Annotated in this window: 19 protein-coding genes and 1 pseudogene; all 20 read left to right on the top strand. The window is 43.1% G+C overall.

Translation table 11 applies throughout. The features are described 5' to 3' along the window. The first annotated feature begins 8 nt into the window (after positions 1 to 8). Positions 9 to 1193: a phage portal protein gene (locus NST18_RS12875; protein WP_340721495.1), complete on the top strand. Its 1185-nt coding sequence runs from the start codon at positions 9 to 11 to the stop codon at positions 1191 to 1193. Beyond that, positions 1183 to 1905 carry a head maturation protease, ClpP-related gene (locus NST18_RS12870; protein WP_340721493.1) on the top strand — a complete coding sequence of 241 codons (723 nt, stop codon included), beginning with the start codon at positions 1183 to 1185 and terminating at the stop codon, positions 1903 to 1905. Before NST18_RS12875 ends, NST18_RS12870 begins: the two co-directional genes overlap by 11 nt. Further along, a complete protein-coding gene (locus NST18_RS12865) occupies positions 1898 to 3139 on the top strand; it encodes a phage major capsid protein (protein WP_192949237.1) in 1242 nt (413 codons plus the stop codon). Before NST18_RS12870 ends, NST18_RS12865 begins: the two co-directional genes overlap by 8 nt. Positions 3140 to 3179: 40 nt before the next feature. Next, positions 3180 to 3377: a hypothetical protein gene (locus tag NST18_RS12860; protein WP_192949238.1), complete on the top strand. Its 198-nt coding sequence runs from the start codon at positions 3180 to 3182 to the stop codon at positions 3375 to 3377. A gap of 2 nt (positions 3378 to 3379) precedes the next feature. Then, positions 3380 to 3664 (top strand): head-tail connector protein, encoded by a 285-nt coding sequence (locus tag NST18_RS12855; RefSeq protein WP_064214171.1) that lies wholly within the window; start codon positions 3380 to 3382, stop codon positions 3662 to 3664. A gap of 25 nt (positions 3665 to 3689) precedes the next feature. Continuing rightward, a complete protein-coding gene (locus NST18_RS12850) occupies positions 3690 to 3953 on the top strand; it encodes a phage head-tail adapter protein (protein ID WP_340721492.1) in 264 nt (87 codons plus the stop codon). Next, positions 3946 to 4329: an HK97 gp10 family phage protein gene (locus NST18_RS12845; protein ID WP_064214169.1), complete on the top strand. Its 384-nt coding sequence runs from the start codon at positions 3946 to 3948 to the stop codon at positions 4327 to 4329. Before NST18_RS12850 ends, NST18_RS12845 begins: the two co-directional genes overlap by 8 nt. Before the next feature lies 1 nt (position 4330). After that, the gene (locus tag NST18_RS12840; RefSeq protein WP_064214168.1) at positions 4331 to 4651 is read left to right on the top strand and encodes a hypothetical protein; all 321 of its coding nucleotides are present in this window, start codon (positions 4331 to 4333) and stop codon (positions 4649 to 4651) included. Positions 4652 to 4655: 4 nt separating this feature from the next. Then, a complete protein-coding gene (locus tag NST18_RS12835; protein ID WP_340721490.1) occupies positions 4656 to 5234 on the top strand; it encodes a major tail protein in 579 nt (192 codons plus the stop codon). A gap of 3 nt (positions 5235 to 5237) precedes the next feature. After that, positions 5238 to 5585, top strand: a complete 348-nt coding sequence (locus tag NST18_RS12830) for a hypothetical protein (protein WP_192951806.1) — start codon at positions 5238 to 5240, stop codon at positions 5583 to 5585. Between the two features lie 640 nt (positions 5586 to 6225). Further along, positions 6226 to 8454, top strand: a pseudogene (locus NST18_RS12825) (phage tail tape measure protein); the annotation flags it as partial. A gap of 241 nt (positions 8455 to 8695) precedes the next feature. Next, positions 8696 to 9565 carry a phage tail family protein gene (locus tag NST18_RS12820; protein ID WP_340721488.1) on the top strand — a complete coding sequence of 290 codons (870 nt, stop codon included), beginning with the start codon at positions 8696 to 8698 and terminating at the stop codon, positions 9563 to 9565. Between the two features lie 12 nt (positions 9566 to 9577). Beyond that, positions 9578 to 10264 carry a hypothetical protein gene (locus tag NST18_RS12815; RefSeq protein WP_340721487.1) on the top strand — a complete coding sequence of 229 codons (687 nt, stop codon included), beginning with the start codon at positions 9578 to 9580 and terminating at the stop codon, positions 10262 to 10264. Positions 10265 to 10273: 9 nt separating this feature from the next. Beyond that, positions 10274 to 11629 carry a siphovirus ReqiPepy6 Gp37-like family protein gene (locus NST18_RS12810; protein WP_340721486.1) on the top strand — a complete coding sequence of 452 codons (1356 nt, stop codon included), beginning with the start codon at positions 10274 to 10276 and terminating at the stop codon, positions 11627 to 11629. A 13-nt stretch (positions 11630 to 11642) separates the two neighbouring features. After that, on the top strand, positions 11643 to 13256 hold the full coding sequence (locus NST18_RS12805) for a hypothetical protein (RefSeq protein WP_340721485.1): 1614 nt from the start codon (positions 11643 to 11645) through the stop codon (positions 13254 to 13256). A gap of 16 nt (positions 13257 to 13272) precedes the next feature. After that, a complete protein-coding gene (locus NST18_RS12800) occupies positions 13273 to 13509 on the top strand; it encodes a hypothetical protein (RefSeq protein ID WP_340721484.1) in 237 nt (78 codons plus the stop codon). Positions 13510 to 13514: 5 nt separating this feature from the next. Continuing rightward, positions 13515 to 14192 (top strand): hypothetical protein, encoded by a 678-nt coding sequence (locus NST18_RS12795; protein ID WP_340721483.1) that lies wholly within the window; start codon positions 13515 to 13517, stop codon positions 14190 to 14192. Next, a complete protein-coding gene (locus NST18_RS12790) occupies positions 14189 to 14365 on the top strand; it encodes a hypothetical protein (protein WP_340721482.1) in 177 nt (58 codons plus the stop codon). Before NST18_RS12795 ends, NST18_RS12790 begins: the two co-directional genes overlap by 4 nt. Continuing rightward, complete coding sequence (locus NST18_RS12785) at positions 14358 to 14744, top strand: hypothetical protein (protein ID WP_340721481.1); 387 nt, start codon at positions 14358 to 14360, stop codon at positions 14742 to 14744. Before NST18_RS12790 ends, NST18_RS12785 begins: the two co-directional genes overlap by 8 nt. A gap of 159 nt (positions 14745 to 14903) precedes the next feature. After that, a complete protein-coding gene (locus NST18_RS12780) occupies positions 14904 to 15038 on the top strand; it encodes a hypothetical protein (RefSeq protein ID WP_340721480.1) in 135 nt (44 codons plus the stop codon). Positions 15039 to 15134: the final 96 nt, after the last annotated feature.

Genomic DNA, 15134 nt, shown 5'->3' with positions numbered 1-15134 from the left:
GTGAGTTCGTGGCTTTTTGGAATAAGTGGTTTAAAAATAAAGCGCCCGAACAAGCTGGAGTGAAGTTTGAGTTAATCACTGAACGTGGCAACGGGTTTTATTCGTGGCATGGTGAGTTATACAAGTCGGACATTGTTCGTTCAGCTATCCGCCCGACAGCTCGCGCAATCGGGAAATTGGTTGCTAAGCATGTCAGAGAAGGTCCTGACGGCATAAAAATCAATCCTGAACCTTACATGAGGTTCTTGCTTGAAGAACCAAACCCGTTTATGAGTGGTCAGATGTTACAAGAGAAGCTGGTTACGCAATTGCTACTGAATAACAACGCTTTTGCTTTGATTATCCGTGACCAATTTGGTTATCCATCGCAAATTTATCCGATTCCTTGTGTTTCGGTAGAGGCTGTTTACGACAAGTCGGGTGAATTGTACTTAAAATTCATGTTGAGAAACGGAAAGATGATGCAGTTTCCTTATCGCGATATCATTCATTTGCGTCAAGATTTCCATCAGAACGATATTTTTGGAGACAGTCCAGCCGAGGCGATTACGTCGCTAATGGAGATTATTAATACGACCGACCAAGGAATTGTGAAAGCGATCAGAAACAGCAACGTCATCAAATGGTTGTTAAAATTCAAACAAGTGTTGCGGCCTGAGGACATAAAAAAGAACGTTGATGAGTTCGTTCGTAACTATCTGTCAATTGACAGTGAAGCTGGCGGAGCGGCGGCAGCTGATGCGAAATATGATATTGAACAAGTGAAGCCACAGAGCTATGTACCCGATGATAAGCAAATGAACAAGACGCTACAACGGGTATATAGCTTTTTTAATACGAACGAAAATATCGTGCAGTCGAAGTTTACAGAAGACGAATGGGTATCTTATTACGAGGCAACGATTGAACCGATTGCTATTCAGATGAGTTATGAGTTCACACGGAAGTTGTTCAACCGTAAAGAACGTAGTTTTGGAAACAAGATTATTTTCGAGGCATCGAATCTACAATATGCGAGTATGCAGACGAAATTGTCGCTTGTACAGATGGTTGACCGTGGCGCAATGACGCCTAATGAATGGAGACAAATCTTGAACATGGGACCAATTGAAGGAGGCGACGTCCCAATCCGTCGCTTAGATACCGCAGCTATATCCACAACGGAAGGAGGTGAAACCGAGAATGAAGGTTAAAGGAAAAGACAATCTCGTCAACCTGCTACAAGTTAAAAACTTCACTGAAACAAGCGCTGATTTGTATTTTTACGGCGACATTGTTTCCAGTTGGTGGGGAGCATGGGATGATACAGATCAATATCCTAGTTCCGTTCGCGATTTTTTGAATGAAGCGAAAGGAAAAAACCTCAATATTTATATCAATAGTGGCGGAGGGGCTGTATTCGCAGGTATGGCCATTTACAACATGTTGAAACGACATGAAGGATATAAGACCGTATATGTCGACGGTGTGGCTGCTTCCATTGCGTCTGTTATTGCGTTGGCTGGGGATAAGGTGATTATTCCTGCGAACGCTTATTTTATGATTCATAAGCCGTGGACAAGCGCGTACGGTAATGCGAATGATTTCCGTGAAATCGCCGACATGCTCGATAAGCTGGAAGAAGGTATTTTAAATGTCTACAAGGAACATCTCGTCGATGGAGTGGATATTGAAACCATTAGGGAAATGGTGGCAAATGAGACGTGGATGACCGGCGAGGAAGCGGCACAATACTTCAATGTGGAAGTAGGACAAGCTATTGAAGCGGTAGCGTATAGTGGTGACATGTTAGAAAAATTCAAGAACGCGCCTCAACGATTGAAAAAAGCGAAAGAACAAAGTCTTGCTGAATATCAAGCAAGGCTTAATTTTTTGAAACTCAAAGGAGGAATGATTGATGAATAAAAAAGAGTATCTAGCAAAGCGCAAAGCGTTATTAGAAGCAGCAGAAAAAGCGTTAAACGAGGGGAAACTTGAAGAATTCAAAGCGAAGGAAAAAGAAATTAAGGATTTAGACGAGCAATTTGAAGCATTCGCGAAAGCACAAGCTAATATGAACGCATTAAAAGATAAAGTAGCTGTAGATGTTGCTATGGATATGACTACTCAAGACAATGGTGTTGTTGCTTCTACAAAGCCCATTGAAGTGAAAGATGAGAAACAAGTTTATCTTAACGCATGGGCTAAAGAAATGATGGGACAACCATTAGCGGAGCAAGAAAAAGTGGTGTTTGACAAATTTAATGCGGACATTCGCAACGCAACACAAACCGCGGCAACACACGCCATTTTGATTCCAGAAACGGTTCGCGAGGGAATCTGGCGTGAAGCTGGTGAGTTGTACCCGATTCTTGGTGATGTCCGCATGACGTTTGTTCCAGGTGATTTGACAATCATCAAGGAAACGAACGCTGGCGATGACGCGCAATGGTACGACGAAAAAACGGAAGTTGCAGACAGCGGTTTTGGGTTCGGTGAATTGAACTTAACAGGGTGCGAACTTGCGAAGTCCATTCCGATCAGCTGGAAACTTCGCAAAATGTCTATCGATGCATTTATTCCTTACATTCAGACATTACTTGCTGAAAAAATGGGTGCTGCATTAGCGAAAGCGATCGTTAGTGGTCTAGGAAAACCGGGAACAGGCGATACATTTAAGCCACAACCGAAAGGAATTGTGACTGCGCTTGTGGCAGAACAAGGAACTCCACAAATTATCGAATACGATGACACCGATGTTTTAGATTATGACAAACTTGCAAAAGCTATGGGATTAATCAAATCTACTTACAAAAATGGCGCAGTTATTTACGCAAAGAGTACAACTATTTGGAATAAGTTAGCGCTCATTAAAGATAAACAAGGCCGCCCATTATTCATCCCGGATGTAACGACAGACGGTGGCGTTGGACGTATCTTCGGTTTACCAGTCAAAGAAGAAGATTCAGTCGCTGATGACGCTATCTTATTTGGTAACGTTGCGCGCGGTTACGCCATGAACGTCAACGAAAACATGACGATTTACACAGAAGATCATGTTAAACAACGCTACACAGATTACATGAGCTATGCAATTGTTGACGGTGATGTCATGTCAACAAAAGCATTTGCTTATATCCGTAAGAAAGTTCAAGTTTAAGACGGGAATAGCTCCCGTCTTTTCTTTTTGGAGGTGAATGGTGTTGGCCATTAAGAAAAAGACGAACGAAGATGTAGAGGTTGTCAAAGAAGTAGCGGAAAAGACAATTGTACTCCAAGCGAAACGACAATTGACGTTCGATGAACATATCGAGTTGTCAAAACGTTTACGATTTGAAGAAGAACAAAGTGGCGTAAAGATTATTCTTCTTCCGCATAGCGTGAAATTAGGTGAATAGCTATGTTGGAATCGGTAAAGCTGGCGTTGCGTGTAACAATCAGTGATTTTGACGAGGAAATTCAAGGATTAATTGATGCAGCTAAGCGTGACTTATCAATAAGCGGCGTGGACGTGATTGACGAAACCGATCCGTTGATTCGTCGTGCGATCATCACTTATTGCAAAGCGCATTTTGGGTATGACAATCCCGACGCTGAACGATTGCAGGCATCATACGAGAGTTTAAAAGAACACTTGAGCCTCTCGTTCGAATATCGGGCGGTGGATGACAATGCGACATCATGAAGTGATATATTTGGTGTCTGTGCAAATGTCTGAAGACGAAATCGGAAATCAAGTGGAGCAGATCGCAGAGCGAAAAGTATTTGCCAACGAGTTTTCTATATCGTCAACTGAATATTACAATGCGGCGGCAACTGGTATACGTCCTTCCAAATCGTTCGAAATATACTCATCCGAGTATAAAGGCGAAGAAAGATTAAAGCATAAGGACGTCGTATATCGCGTTGTGCGCACGGAAACGCGTGGTGAAAAAACACGTATCACATGCGAAAGGGTGGCGGCAGATGGCTAATATCCCGATTGACAGATTTGCGGACGAGCTTACACAAGCGATTCGAGAGTATACAGAAGACATGGAAAGAAGTATTAATAAAAAGGTCGATGAGACAGCGCGTAAAGTATTAAAAGAAGCGCAATCTCTCGCGCCAAAACGGACGGGTGAATATGCAAAGACGTTCACAATCACAAAAGATGACGAGTACGGAGTGACACGGCGTATCATTTGGAACAAGAAGCACTATCGCCGTGTGCATTTGTTGGAGTTTGGTCACGCCAAAGTAAACGGAGAAGGTCGGGTGAAGGAGCGTCCGCACTTACGACCAGCATACGACAAGTACGGTGCGGCGTTGCCAGACGAACTGAAAAGAATAATCGAAAACGGTGGTTAAGATGACACAGGCAGAGCTATATCAAGCCCTAAAATCCATCGGCTATCCTGTCGCATACAGTTCGTTTTCCAGTCCGGTCACGCCGCCTTTTATCACATATCAGTTTGCCTACTCGAATGACCTGATTGCCGACAATATCAACTATGTATCAATTGATGATTTTCAAATTGAACTTTACACAGCGAAAAAAGACCTTGTAGCTGAACAAAAAGTGCAGGATAAGCTGAAAGAATTAGGCCTGCCCTATCGTAAGTTTGAAGCGTATCTCGACAGCGAAAAGCTGTTTCAGATTATTTACGAGATTCAAATTTTAGGAGGATGATAACATGAGTGCAAATAAAGTCACATTTGGTCTTGAGAAAGTTCACATTGCATTTTTAGATGAGGACAACGCAACACAACCAGCGTGGGAGACGCCAATCCATATTCCTGGTGCAGTGAGCTTCACGCCTGAACCTGAGGGCGAGGAAACGACATTCTACGCCGATAACGGTCCATACTTCACTCACACAAGCAACAACGGGTATTCAGCAGAATTAGAAGTGGCTAATATCCCTGACAGCGTGCTCGCGGAATTGCTTGGATGGGAAATTGACAGCAATGGCATGCTTGTTGAAACGACAGACGGAACACCGCGCGAATTTGCGCTGCTTGGTCAAGTGCTTGGTGACAAGAAAAACCGCCGTTTTGTGTACTACCGATGCAAAGCGAGTCGTCCGTCGAAAGAGCATAAAACACGTGCTGAATCGATCGAGCCGAACACAGAAAAATTGAGCATTCGCATCTTACCAATCGAAATCAACGGCAAGAACGTGGTGCGTGGTGTGCTTGAGTTGAACGACACGAACGCAACGGTTTACAACAGCTTCTTTAGCGCAGTAAAAGTACCAGGAGCGGGGGCGTAATAGATGAGAACGATTCAGATTGGTGAAAAACAAATCGGGTTAAAGGCGACACCTTTAGCCCTACTCTACTATAAACAAGCATTCAATAGCGACCTCATCGGCGACATGATGAAAATGCAGAGCCTTGCAGATGACCCCTCTACATTCGATAGCGTCCTTCTTCTTCAAATCGCATGGGCAATGGCAAAAGCGCATGAAGGTGTGGGCAAACCGTTCCCTGACTTCACAACATGGGTAGCTGAACTTGATTCCTTTGACTTTTCTGACACAACAGTGATGGGCGCGATCATGGACGAGGCGACAGACGGCTTTTTTCGTCGAAGTGGAAGAAACGGCGGAAACACAAAGTGATATACAACCAGCGCGGCTCGACTTACAGCTACTTGTAGTCGGGAAACGTGCTGGTCTTTCTTTCAACGAAATCAACGAGTTCAGAGTGCGTGACCTCATGCAGTTTGTCGACGTACTGACAGAAAGTACAGAAGGCAAGAAGAAACGCGCAACGCAATCTGAGATTGACGCTTTCTTTACGTAAGGTGGTGAGAACATGGCGGAAAGTGTGCGTGGGATTAACGTTGTCATCGGAGCGGACACAACAAGGCTTGGTCAAGCCCTTTCTGACGTCGAATCAAAAAGCAAGAGTATCCAGCAAGAATTGAGACAGGTCGAACGTCTATTGAAATTTGACCCGTCGAACACGACTTTACTTGCTCAAAAACAACAGTTACTTGCCCAGCAAATTGAGAACACAAGTGAGAAGCTAAACCGTTTGAAGTCGGTACAACAACAAGTCAATGAACAATTCCAACGCGGTGAAATCAGCGAGGGGCAATATCGCGCTTTTCAACGCGAGATTGAAAAGACGGAAGGGCAATTGCGCAGTTTACAGAGCCGATTGGACGAGACGAACGGTGCAATTAAACAAAACGCAAGCACATGGGGACAGCTACAAGAGAAGCTGAATGCAATCGGACAACGCGCGCAAGAGGTTGGGCAACGTATGCAAGCGGTTGGGCAAGAATTAGCAATGTCGTTTGGCGCGGCAACGCTTGCGATCGGCGGAGCGTTAGGGATTGCGACAAAGAAATCAATGGATTTTGAAGCACAATTGTCGTCGATTAAGTCCGTGTCGGGCGCGACAGGGCAACAGATGGAACAGTTGAAAAATCTCGCAATTGAGATGGGTGCAAAAACAAAATACAGCGGTTTAGAAGCGGCGCAAGGTATTGAAGAATTGATTAAAGCGGGCGTGTCGCTTGAGGATATCATGAAAGGAGGGTTAGAAGGCGCGCTTTCTCTTGCGACTGCTGGGGAATTAGACTTAGCAGAGGCAGCAGAAATCGCGTCAACAGCGCTCAATGCTTTCAAAGCCGATTCTCTGTCGGTTAGTGACGCAGCAAACCTTCTTGCTGGCGGTGCGAATGCGTCCGCGACAAGCGTAAAAGAATTGAAATACGGTCTATCGCAAGTGTCGGCTGTAGCGGCAGGACTTGGGTTGAGTTTCAAGGATACAACAACAGCATTGGCTCTATTCGCGAACAACGGATTAAAAGGCTCAGATGCTGGTACGTCGCTCAAGACAATGTTGAGCAACCTCATACCTAAATCGGACGCGGCGGCAGGAATGATGAAAGAACTTGGGATTATTACGAAAGATGGCGCTAACTCATTTTTCGATGCAAACGGAAATATCAAGTCAATGGCTGATATAGCCGGGATTTTACAAAACGCCTTAAAAGGGTTGAATGCTGAACAAAGACAAAACGCACTCTACACAATGTTTGGTTCAGATGCTATCCGCGCAGCAAACATCTTGTACAAAGAAGGTGCTGACGGTATCAAGAAAATGTACAGCGAGATGAGTAAGGTAACAGCGGCACAGGTAGCAGAAGAAAAGATGAACAACTTGAAAGGTCGCATTGAGGAGTTGAAGGGCGCTTTTGAAACAGCACAAATCACGATAGGCAATGCGTTAACACCAGCTATTGATGCACTTGTGAAAGCACTACAGGGACTTGTAGATTGGTTCAACAACCTTTCGCCAGCAACACAGCAGTTCGTCGCTATCGGCACAGCTGTTGTTGCGGCACTGATGGGAATTGTGGCTACTTTTGGTGTAGTTCTAGCTGTAATAGGCAGCGCTGTAACGGGATTCGGAGCTCTTGTTTCTGTATTTCCTGGAATTTTAACAGGCCTAGCAGCAATTAGAACAGCTTTTGCTGTTATGACAGGACCTATCGGTTTAGCTGTAGCTGCATTGGTTGCAGCGGGCGTAGCGATTTATCAAAATTGGGACACAATCAAAGCGAAAGCAATTGAAATATGGGGTAGTATCAGAGAGTGGTTCAACTCAACACTTGACGGTATTAAGCAGTTTTTTGAAACGACATGGATACAAATAGGAGAGTTTGTTATCTCTACATGGGAAAGTATTAAACAAGTTACAACAACCGTATGGAACGCGATAAAGGATGCTGTGATTACTATTCTCAATCCTTTTATTACTGTTGTGACTAACTTGTTCAATGGCATGAAAAATGGCTTACAAATGATTTTTGAGGGGCTAAAGCAGTATTTCAGCGGCGTATGGGAGTTAATTAAAAACATCTTCCTTGGTGCAGTCCTTCTCATTGTCGACCTTGTAACAGGTGATTTTGAAGGTCTAAAAAATGATGCGAAAGCTATCTTTGACAATCTCAAAAACGCTTTACAAAGTATTTGGGAAGGAATAAAACTTGTTTTTAGCGGTGCTTTAGAAGTAATAAAAGGTTTTGTGAACGCCGCTTGGGAGAACGTCAAATCAAATACATCTATCGTGTTTAATGCTGTAAAAAGTACCATCTCGTCCATTTGGGAAGGAATCAAATCCTTCTTCTTTACAACGGTTGAAAATATCAAAACAACAATCAGCAACGGTTTTGAAAACATGAAAAACGCTGTTTCTGAAAAGATGACAGCAGCGAAATCAAAAATAGAGGAAATCTGGAACCAAGCAAAGTCGTTTTTGGAAGGCATCAATCTGTATGAGATCGGCAAAAACATCATTCAAGGACTCATTGATGGTATTTCTTCAATGGCTAGTGCTTTGTGGGAAAAAGCTAAAGAAATAGCCGATATGGTTAAAAATACAATTCGCGATGCACTCGACATCAACTCACCTTCTCGTGTCATGCGTGATGAAGTGGGGAAATGGATTCCGATTGGATTGGCAGAAGGCATCAATCGAAACATCAATGCCGTTGTTTCTGCTACAAATCGTATGGTACGAGCGACAATTCCGAATGTCACGGGATATTCGAGTGCTGGCATTCCTGCTACTGCAACGATCAATGTCCCAAAAATGGCTGGTGCAAAGATAGAAAATCACTTCCATTTTCACTCAACCGCGCCAACGCCATCTGAAGTTGCGCGTAAAACTCGTCAAGTAAGCCGTCAACTCGCAATGGAATGGGGGCTATGATATGCAGCGAATTATCTTTACAAATGCAAGAGGTCAATCGGTGGAGCTGAAATCGTCAGCTCCTTTTCTTTTGCAAAGTGTCGATGGGCTTGGCGATGTCGACGCCGATATTCAAACACAGAAAGCCCCATTTCAAGATGGCAGCACATATATTGATTCAGTTTTGCAGGAAAGAGCTATCTCTTTGCAAATTGCGATTCTAGCAGCGGATAAATCGACACTATTACAGAAGCGTCAATACCTTGCTTCTGTCTTCAATCCTAAGCTTGGACCCGGAACGCTTCGGTATGAGAACAGCGAAACTGTTCGTGAAATAGAAGCAGTTCCCGATGGGGTACCGGTTTTTCCGAGCGGGAAGGAAAATCGAGGGCCTACATTCCAAAAGGCACTTGTCAATTTGCTATGCCCTTCTCCGTTCTGGCTAACAGAAGAAAAAGTCGATCAGCTAGTCGTTTGGGAAGGAGGACTGGAGTTTCCTCTAGAGTTGCCTACTTTCTTTGCGCAGCAATCTGCTAATAAGGCAAAAATTCTATTTAATGATGGAGATGTAGAAACGCCCATTTTCGTGACCTTTCACGGTCCTGCAACAGCTCCGATTCGGATTATTAATGTGACAACAGGCGAATTTATCGAGGTAAATCAAAGTCTTTTGCCTGGGGAACGGTTAGAAATTAGTACTGCTTTTGGCCAAAAGAGAGTAACAAAGGTGCTAGCTGACGGAACTGAAGTAAACGCGTTTCACTATATTTCACTGGACAGCACGTTTTTTCAACTTATACCTGGGAACAACCTACTTGATTACTCGACAGGCGCAGACTATGAACGAGCTGCAGTAAAAATTACATGGTGCAATCGTCATTTAAGCGTGTAGGGAGGTGGGAATATGGCAGAAGAATATTCGTTTTTTAATAGTGTTAACGGCGATAGAAAGTATGATATGGAGCAATTCGCAACGTACTTTAAGCAATTTCTATCGAATGGAATTTATCACACGAACAATGTTCCAGCATTAAGAGTATCGCATGTATCAGGAATGCAAACAAAACTAGAACCGGGTTCAGCTTATATCGAGGGTTACATGTATCGAAATACAGAAGATATCATTTTTACTCATGAAGCCGCGGATCCAACAAATACGCGGATTGACCGCATTGTTTTACGCCTTGATAGAAGTGTAAATGCAAGGTATATTAAGGCGTTTGTTAAAAAAGGAACTCCGGCAACGAATCCACAACCGCCAGCACTTCAACGCGATGACATTGTATATGAAATCAGTTTAGCTCAAGTAAGGATTGAAGCAGGGAAAACAACTATTTCGAGCGTGAAGGACGAGCGATTGGATCCCAACGTCGCAGGATTGGTATCATCTCTTATCACGGTGCCAACGGAACAATTTTTGGATGAATGGAATGCATGGATGGCTGAAATGAACGAGAAAAAAGAAGACTATCAAGCGGCTTGGGAAAGCTGGTTCAACGGTATTCAGAATCAAATCGGGGCTAGGTTATTAACAGGTAGCGTTGAGCCTTCTAATGCAATCGCTGGTGACATATGGCTTAAAACAGTGTAGGTGACGGACATGCAACCGATTCGCATATTGACACCATCGTTTCAATTTCTTGGTGAGATAGATGATTATGAAAGCTTGCAATTCATCCGTCGTTTCCGTAAGCCCGGAGAATTTGAATTACACATTAACGCGAACAAAAATCTGACGGATACGTTGCAAGAAGACAATCTCATTGTTTTGAGTCCGCGTAAAGTTGGAGTCATTGGGCATCGAGAGTTGAGTAGGGAAAATACGGAACAGTTAATGATTAAAGGGTATACACTACAAGGAATACTTAGCCGACGCATCACAGTTCCGCCAGTCGGGCAAGCATACGACAAGATAAAGGCTAATGCTGAAACTGCCCTTAAACATTACGTCCGTCAGAATGCTGTTGAGCCAGTTGATCCCAACCGAATCATTCCTAATCTTATCATTGCTGATGATTTGCAACGAGGCGCTATTGTCGATTGGCAATCACGATTTAAAAATCTTGTTGACGAGCTGGAGTCTATTTCATTTTCTGCCGGAATTGGATGGGATGTTTTTTTGGACTTGCAACAACAAAAATGGGTTTTTGAAGTCTATGAACCTAGAAATCTCACTGCGTCACAGAGCGAATTACCGCCTGTGATTTTTTCTATAGATTTTGACAACATTAAGAATCAAACGTTCACAGAAAGCAGTGTGAGCTATAAAAATTACGGTTATATCGGCGGCCAAGGCGAAGGCGAGGATCGTGCAGTTGTTGAAGTAGGTGACGCATCGGGCATATCCCGAATTGAGACATTTATTGATGCCCGTGACATTGAAGATGGGGAAAATCTCACTGTGCGGGGGCAACAAAAACTACAGGAAATGCAAAAAATATTGAGCTTTGAATCAGAAATCCTCACATATGGTCCGTTTGTTTATGAAAAGGATTGGGATTTGGGCGACATCGTAACTGTGCAAGACAAAAAATGGGGAATTACATTAGATACGCCGATCACAGAAGTCAAGGAAATCTATGAGCCTGGTGGATTTCGTCTCGAAGCGACGTTCGGGAATACTATGCCGACTTTGATCGAACGTATCAAAAAGACAATCGATGTTCCTATGGTTGAAAAACCGATTAAAACAAACGTTCCAACAAAGCTTTCAGAACTTGAAAACGACGCCGGGTATATCACTGCGGATGATATTCCTGCGGCACAATCATTTATTCATGAGCAGCTCACGCCTAGTAGTCTGTGGGTCATCACTCATAATTTGAATAAATATCCTACTGTCACGGTAACGGACAGCTCGGGAAACGTGGTAGTAGGAGATATAAAGCATACATCGTTAAATACGACTGAAATAAGCTTTTCCGCAGCATTTGCAGGAAAGGCTATTTTAATTTAGGGGGTGAGGAGAATTGAAGTTCTTAACGAATTTGGATTTGTCGAAAAATGAGATACAGAACGCCCGTATTCAGAACCTTGCAACTGCCCCATCGAATCCGGTGGCAGGACAAATTTATTTTAATAGCACAGATAAAAAGTTCTATGGCTACAACGGATCTGGATGGGTTGATCTCGGGCAAGTTTTGACAGGTGACTCAATCATATCTTTACTCAATGCTTCGTCTTTAAAGATTGATGACGATAATCTTTCTACTAACGCCAATGATGCAATCAGTAAACGTCACAGTCACGCAAATAAAGCTGTCCTTGATGCGATTGAAGCAGCATATACAACAGCGGAAAAGAATAAACTTGTCGGTCTCCCTGAAATCAGACAAGGGTTAGAAGCTGATCGTCCGGCTGCAACAGGTAGTGGAATGATATATTTTTCGACGGACACAAAGAAAATCTGGAAAGATACAGCGCCTAATACATGGACGCAGATGGGCGGACAAGACACAATAGATTGGTCTGCTATCACAGGAAAACCGACTGAATTTACTCCGCCAATTGCAAGCGCTACGACGCTAGGTGGAATCAAAGTAGGGGCGAACCTAACAATCTTACCTGACGGGACTCTAAACGCCAATGACAATCCTGCTTCCTTCATCCGAAAGCAGGAACGGTTCACGGTTGCGGCAGGTCAAACGGTTTTCAATCTCACAAAAGGTACGTATAAACCAGGAACGGGAGCCATCACTTGGTTTTTAAATGGTGATAAGCAAGATGATGCAGCGCTTATAGAATCTTCTCCTACAAGTGTGACTTTGCCAGCTGGTCTTCCAGAAGGCAGTGAGGTCATGTTCGAATACTACGAAGTAATCAATTGGCACCCGTTTCCGATTCATGCGAATGAGCATTTGACGGGCGGAGCTGATCCGATTCCATTAGCAACGCCGACAAGTGATGGTTTGATGCCCAAGGACGCTTTAGCAAAATTGAACGGAATCGCTGCGGGTGCAGAAGTCAATCAAAATACATTTGCCAACGTGAAAGTTGGTGCTACTACTATTGCGGCTGATTCAAAAACAGATACTCTTGAATTAGTGGCAGGAGCGAATATTTCTCTTACTCCAGATGCTACAAACGACAAAATAACGATTGCGGCAACGGTTCCAGTCACTAGCGTAAACGGAAAAACAGGAGCTGTTTCACTTACTGCATCAGACGTTGGAGCGGAAACACCAAGCGGAGCGCAAGCAAAAGCAAATACAGCCGAAGCCAACGCAAAAGCTTATACCGACACAAAGATTGCAAGTTTGATTAACAACGCTCCTAGTACGCTAGATACACTGCAAGAACTTGCGGCGGCACTTGGGAACGATCCGAATTTTGCAACAACGATTTTGAATCAACTTGCTTTACGGACAAAAAAATATGCAGCTACTATCGGGGACGGCACAACAACGACATTCACGCTTACGCACAATCTAAACACACAGGATGTGGTTGTGACTGTTCGTGAAAATGCAAGCCCATATAATGTGGTTTTTGCCGATGTCCAAATCACGGACACTAATAATATCAAGTTGTTATTTGCTACAGCACCATCTTCCAATCAGTATAGAGTTGTCGTCATAGGATAGGAGGGAGTGGGATGAGTTGAAATTTTTTGGTATAGAACTAAAATTCAACGGATTTGATATCTGGCACAGAGGAAATCTCACAAATTTAAGCCAGCTCAATAATGATGTTGGGTACGCGACCACTTCACAAATTCCAACAAAACTAAGTCAGCTTCAAAACGACATCGGTGCAGGAGGTGGTGTGAAAATAACGACTAGTCCTACAGCTCCATCTAATCCAAGCCCAGGAGACTTTTGGTATAAGGAGGTATAGAAATAATGGCAGATAAAAATATTCAAATGACACAGCGAAACGCAAGTAATACAGGATGGGATAATCTTTTCCCAGTAACAAAAGATAGTAATGTTATTATCACGGACCCGAATAACCGATTCGCTGGAACCAAGTTAGATCAGGTTCTTGATGAACTTTTTACGTTTGCCAATGACGGGAAAACAGGTGTCGCCACCGTCGTTGGAAGTCCAGCAACAGCAGGCGACACATTCAGTCAGTTAGTAACACATATTCAGAATGCTAAAAACACAATGGCGACAAACCTATCTAATAAAGGCGTTTCAGCAAGCGGAACGGAAGCGTTACAAGCATTAGCCGATAAAATTGCGGATGTGAATACAGGGAAAAAGTGGGCGGTCGTTTCGGTTCCCGGGTACAGTAAAGGGTCAGTAATACCAATAACCGGTTTAGGGTTTAGACCTTCTATTTGTATCTTTAGACATACAGGTAACTACGCGGTGGGCGGTTCATATCATGGCGGATCTCGCGGTGTCACCGTGACGACTTACGGGACAACTCACTATTCAGTTTCTTATAATGTTTCGGGTCTGCGACTATACCTGCAAGATGTCACTGACAATGGATGTGATGTATATGTTGGCGGTGATGGGTCAAGTTTTGATATGCTATCGGTCAGCGGAACTGCCTATTTATTTAGTTGAAAACAATTGCGAAAGGAGATGGCGTTGTGAAAATAGGCAGTAATTTAACATATGAAGCCCGCATACAGATTCAATCTAATGGGTTTATTTATCCTACAGGTATGGTAGTTCTACACCTTCAAGAAATAAAGTTACTTGGTGGGCTTTTGAATAAGGAGGATAAATATGATTAATAAAATTGGTCGCAGATTATATTTTGAAGTTGCAACAGGAAATATTTTAGTTGACACAGGTGAAAAAATCGGCTATGTAGTGCAAACTACTGTAGAAGAAGATATTGCTTCATATAAAGTTTTATCAGAAAGAAATAGAAATACATTTGACCATATCGAATTACCTTATGGTGCATATGCTCAAGACTTTGCAGAATGTAATGGATATAGAGTAAATCCCGAAACAAAACAACTTGAATTTAGTTATCCCGACCCGAACGCAACCGAGCCACAAGAGCCTGTTTATCGCAAACCGTTATCAGAAGAATTAGAGGAAACGAAACAAGCAATTGCTGAATTGGCTTTATTAATAACTCAAAATGTAATGGATATAGAGTAAATCCCGAAACAAAACAACTTGAATTTAGTTATCCCGACCCGAACGCAACCGAGCCACAAGAGCCTGTTTATCGCAAACCGTTATCAGAAGAATTAGAGGAAACGAAACAAGCAATTGCTGAATTGGCTTTATTAATAACTCAAATGGGAGGTATGTAAGATGTTTAATGAAAATAGCGGATTAGTAAAAGTTTGGGTGAGCCTTGTTCTAAACGGCACATATACACTCGACCAAGTGCCGAAATTGTCCAATCTTAAAGAAGTGGTTACGCAAGTAGTCAATAGCGTGAAGTAATGAATTAAACAAACGCCAAAACAGAGGCGTATTTTTTATCGTTTTAGGCGAGAAGACTCCCACTTCTAAGCGAAGCGAAAGTGGGAGTATCAAGCC

Origin of the sequence: Anoxybacillus sp. FSL W8-0104 (assembly GCF_038004465.1) — a bacterium.
Lineage (GTDB): Bacteria > Bacillota > Bacilli > Bacillales > Anoxybacillaceae > Anoxybacillus > Anoxybacillus flavithermus_G.
This window is presented reverse-complemented; position numbering and strand designations above follow the sequence as displayed.

Excerpts from the sequence above, each read along its gene's own strand:
- NST18_RS12870 (WP_340721493.1), top strand. The coding sequence starts at position 1,183 with ATGAAGGTTAAAGGAAAAGACAATCTCGTCAACCTGCTACAAGTTAAA.
- NST18_RS12865 (WP_192949237.1), top strand. The coding sequence starts at position 1,898 with ATGAATAAAAAAGAGTATCTAGCAAAGCGCAAAGCGTTATTAGAAGCA.
- NST18_RS12855 (WP_064214171.1), top strand. The coding sequence starts at position 3,380 with ATGTTGGAATCGGTAAAGCTGGCGTTGCGTGTAACAATCAGTGATTTT.
- NST18_RS12850 (WP_340721492.1), top strand. The coding sequence starts at position 3,690 with ATGTCTGAAGACGAAATCGGAAATCAAGTGGAGCAGATCGCAGAGCGA.
- NST18_RS12845 (WP_064214169.1), top strand. The coding sequence starts at position 3,946 with ATGGCTAATATCCCGATTGACAGATTTGCGGACGAGCTTACACAAGCG.
- NST18_RS12840 (WP_064214168.1), top strand. The coding sequence starts at position 4,331 with ATGACACAGGCAGAGCTATATCAAGCCCTAAAATCCATCGGCTATCCT.
- NST18_RS12835 (WP_340721490.1), top strand. The coding sequence starts at position 4,656 with ATGAGTGCAAATAAAGTCACATTTGGTCTTGAGAAAGTTCACATTGCA.
- NST18_RS12830 (WP_192951806.1), top strand. The coding sequence starts at position 5,238 with ATGAGAACGATTCAGATTGGTGAAAAACAAATCGGGTTAAAGGCGACA.
- NST18_RS12820 (WP_340721488.1), top strand. The coding sequence starts at position 8,696 with ATGCAGCGAATTATCTTTACAAATGCAAGAGGTCAATCGGTGGAGCTG.
- NST18_RS12815 (WP_340721487.1), top strand. The coding sequence starts at position 9,578 with ATGGCAGAAGAATATTCGTTTTTTAATAGTGTTAACGGCGATAGAAAG.
- NST18_RS12810 (WP_340721486.1), top strand. The coding sequence starts at position 10,274 with ATGCAACCGATTCGCATATTGACACCATCGTTTCAATTTCTTGGTGAG.
- NST18_RS12795 (WP_340721483.1), top strand. The coding sequence starts at position 13,515 with ATGGCAGATAAAAATATTCAAATGACACAGCGAAACGCAAGTAATACA.
- NST18_RS12785 (WP_340721481.1), top strand. The coding sequence starts at position 14,358 with ATGATTAATAAAATTGGTCGCAGATTATATTTTGAAGTTGCAACAGGA.
- NST18_RS12780 (WP_340721480.1), top strand. The coding sequence starts at position 14,904 with ATGTTTAATGAAAATAGCGGATTAGTAAAAGTTTGGGTGAGCCTTGTT.